Genomic DNA, 3366 nt, shown 5'->3' with positions numbered 1-3366 from the left:
GTTGTTGTGGGTGTGCGGTGTGTGTGGCGGTTTGACCCCCGAGGGCGGTCGGTTACCCCCCTCTGTCGTTTGGGGGGTCGGGGCCTTTGGGCCCCCGCACCCCTTCATCGTCAGTGCTTCTCCAGCTCCATCCTCGGGATCACCTTCAGCAGCGGAGCGGGCATCCACCAGGCGCGCTTGCCCATGAGCTGCATGGCCGCCGGGACGATCAGGCAGCGGATGACGAGCGCGTCGACGAAGATCGCCACCGCCATGCCGAAGCCCATCTGCTGGAGCATGCGCTCCGGGCTCATCATGAACGACCCGAACACCACGACCATGATGGCTCCGGCGGTGATGACCACCGATCCGGTGTGGCCGAGTCCCTCGCGTACGGCGGTCTTCGCGTCACCGGTGCGACGCCACTCCTCCTGGATCCGGGAGACCAGGAAGATCTCGTAGTCCATCGAGAGGCCGAAGACGATGGCGAAGATCACCACCGGCAGGTACGCCTCGATCGGACCGGGCTCGACGCCGAACATGCCGTGCTGGAACACCAGGGAGATGGCACCGAGCGCGGCCCCGATGCTCAGCAGGTTGAGCAGGGCGGCCTTGAGCGGGATGAGAATGGATCGGAACATCACCATCAGGAGCAGGATGGAGAGCCCGACCACGATGGTCATGAAGGCGGGCATCCGGTCGGCCACCTTCGAGGAGTAGTCCTCGCTGGCCGCGGTGGCGCCACCGACCAGGTAGTCGGCGCCGGTGCTGTCCGCCACCTTCGGCAGGACGCTGCCGCGGAGGTCTCCCACCAGGTCAGAGGTGGCCTCGTCCTGCGGTGAGGAGCTCGGGAAGATCATCACCGTGGCGACCTTGTCGCTCTCGGTGGGAAGCGGACCGGTGGCGGCCGCGACACCCGGGGTGTCGTTCAGTACCCGGGACACCTCGGCAGCCGGCTCGCCGGCCTGGCCGTCCTTGCCGTCGACCACCACGATCAGCGGACCGTTGAAGCCGGGCCCGAAGCCCTGGGACAGCAGGTCGTAGGCCTCGCGACTGGTCGAGCCCGCCTTGTCGTTGGCGGCGTCGCTGAAGCCGAGCCGCAGGCTGAGCGCCGGGAACGCCAGGGCCCCCAGGGCGATGACCGCCACCAGCAGCACGGCCAGCGGACGGCGCTGCACCCCGTCGGCGAGCTTGCGCCACCGGGTGCCCGGCTCCGCCTTCCCCTTCGCGGTGCGCTTGGCGGCGCGGGCGGTGAACTGGCGGGCGAAGCGCTCACCGAAGATGCCGAGCAGGGCCGGCAGCAGCGTGAGAGAAGCGATCAGCGTCACGAGCACCGTCAGGGCGACGGAGAGGGCCATGCCCTGGAGTGAGCCGAGGCCGAGGACGACGAGTCCGAGCAGCGCCAGGATGACGGTGGTACCCGCGAAGAAGGCGGTACGGCCCGCCGAGTCGAGAGCGGTCACGGTGGCCGCCGCCGAAGGCCGTCCGGCCACCAGCTCGCTGCGGTAGCGGGCGAAGATCAGCAGGGCGTAGTCGATCCCGACCCCGAGCCCGACCAGCATCATCACGTACGGCGTGTAGTCGGCGATGGTGAGGAAGTGGGAGGCGACCACGATGATCGCCAGCGTCGAACCGACGGCGAACAGGGCGGTGATGATGGGCAGTCCGGCCGCGATCAGCGTGCCGAACATGAAGACCAGGATGACCAGCGCCGCGACCAGACCGATCATCTCGGCCGTGCCGCCCTCGCCGGTGGCGAGTTTCCGGGCGGCGCCGCCGCCCAGCTCGGCCTGCAGTCCGTCGCCCTCGACCTTCTGCACGGTCTCCAGGATCCGTTCCGTCTCGGCGCGCGGCATGTCCTGCGCCGAGACGTCGAGCACCACGGTGGCGTAGCCGATCTGCCCGTCGGGCGAGACCGCCGACTTGTCCTCGTACAGGCTGCGCACCTGGGCGACCCTCGGGAGCTCGGCCACCTCGGCCAGCATGCGGTCGACCTTCTCCTGGGTGGCCGCGCTGTCGAGCCCGGCCTTGTCCTGGAGAACGACCTGGAGGCTGTCGCCGGTCTGGTTCTTGGTGCTGCTGCCGGCCAGCAGGTCGGCGGCGGCCTGGGATTCGGTACCGGGCAGCGAGTAGTCCTCGCGGTAGTCGGAGCCGCCGGCGGCGGCCCCCGCCCAGACGCCGATCAGTACCGCCAGCCAGAGCACCAGGGCGAGCCAGCGGCGGCGGTGGGAGAAGGCGGCGATGCGCGCGAACACCCCGGGAGGGGGCGTGGCGGATGGGGAGGGGCCGGTGGACGGGGGTGGGGCCGAGGTCTGCTTCTCGGTGAGGGACATGGAGTTCTTTCCTTTACTGGGCGGGTCTGGTGACCGGAGGGGTCGGGGCGTGGATCACGAAGGAGATCCGGGCCGGTCGCGGGAGCGCGGTCGGCCCGGACCGGCCGGAGCCGGAGCCGGGGCCGGGCCGGGGCCCAGGCCGGGAAGCCGGTCGGCGGGCAGGCGCCACAGCCGCACCTGGGCCGCGACCAGCAGAGGGAGCAGGAGGAGGGCCGGCACGAGCAGGAGGCCGAGGACCCTGTCGCCCGCGGCGTGGTCGACCAGGGGCAGCCGGGCGCCGGCCACCAGGGCCAGGGCCGCGGTGACCACGGAGGTCAGGGCGAAGGAGCGGCCGGCCGCGCCGCCGGTCAGCCTCAGCGCACGGTGCAGGGACGGCCCGGACAGCCTCATCGCGGACAGGCCCAGGCCGTGGGCGAGCAGGAGGAGGACGATGAACACCGTGGTGAGCGCCCCGGAGGCGGGTGTCGCCGACCGGCCGGGCGTCTCGCCGAGCAGCGACGCGAGCAGCCAGCCCAAGCTGCTGACGACGGACCAACTTCCGACTGTCACCAGCCAGTCGCCCGCCGCTCCGCCGCCCAGCACCGTCCACCACAGGCCGGTGTCGCGCACGACCCAGCCCGCGACCAGAACCACCACGACCACCAGGAGGTCGGTGAACAGCCTGCTCTCGACCCGGGGGAACGCCCCGACGAAGAGACCAGCGGTCGCCACCACCCAGGACTCGTGCAGCAGGCACAGCGGCCAGATGGCCCGGATGGCCCGACGACGTTCCGTATGGGTGCGGCCGAGGTACGGCAGGAGCATCCCGACACCGAGATCGGCTCCGCAGAACACGAGACACCCGGCGAAGAAGAGGCCGAGGACCACGGCGGCGAGCAGTTCCATGGGCAGGGACCCTCCTCCGGGGCTGGGCTGTCGGTGCGCTCGGCGCGAGGGATCGGCGGTCCGCGGACCGCCGATCCCCCCCCGCCACACAGTTGCCGCGGTCTAGAAAAAACAAAAACCAACCCACCAAACCACGAAGGCTATCGGATAGCCACAAATGCGTGTAAAA

At 70.6% G+C, this 3366-nt stretch carries 2 protein-coding genes; both read right to left on the bottom strand.

Annotated elements, in window-relative coordinates; translation table 11 throughout:
- Positions 1-110: 110 nt before the first annotated feature.
- Entirely contained in the window at positions 111-2312 is a 2202-nt protein-coding gene (locus tag ACFWRV_RS17885) for an MMPL family transporter (protein WP_384335338.1), read from the bottom strand.
- 54 nt (positions 2313-2366) lie between these two features.
- Positions 2367-3197, bottom strand: coding sequence for a cytochrome d ubiquinol oxidase subunit II (locus ACFWRV_RS17880; RefSeq protein WP_384335335.1), 831 nt, complete (start codon positions 3195-3197; stop codon positions 2367-2369).
- Between the last annotated feature and the right edge of the window lie 169 nt (positions 3198-3366).

It is taken from the genome of Streptomyces sp. NPDC058576, from assembly GCF_042718715.1.
GTDB lineage: Bacteria > Actinomycetota > Actinomycetes > Streptomycetales > Streptomycetaceae > Streptomyces.
Note: the sequence above shows the minus strand (reverse complement) of the source record. Positions and strands in the feature narration are given on the sequence as shown.

What these genes read in the sequence shown, in the direction of transcription:
- ACFWRV_RS17885 (WP_384335338.1), bottom strand. Translation starts at nt 2,312, where the DNA reads ATGTCCCTCACCGAGAAGCAGACCTCGGCCCCACCCCCGTCCACCGGC.
- ACFWRV_RS17880 (WP_384335335.1), bottom strand. Translation starts at nt 3,197, where the DNA reads ATGGAACTGCTCGCCGCCGTGGTCCTCGGCCTCTTCTTCGCCGGGTGT.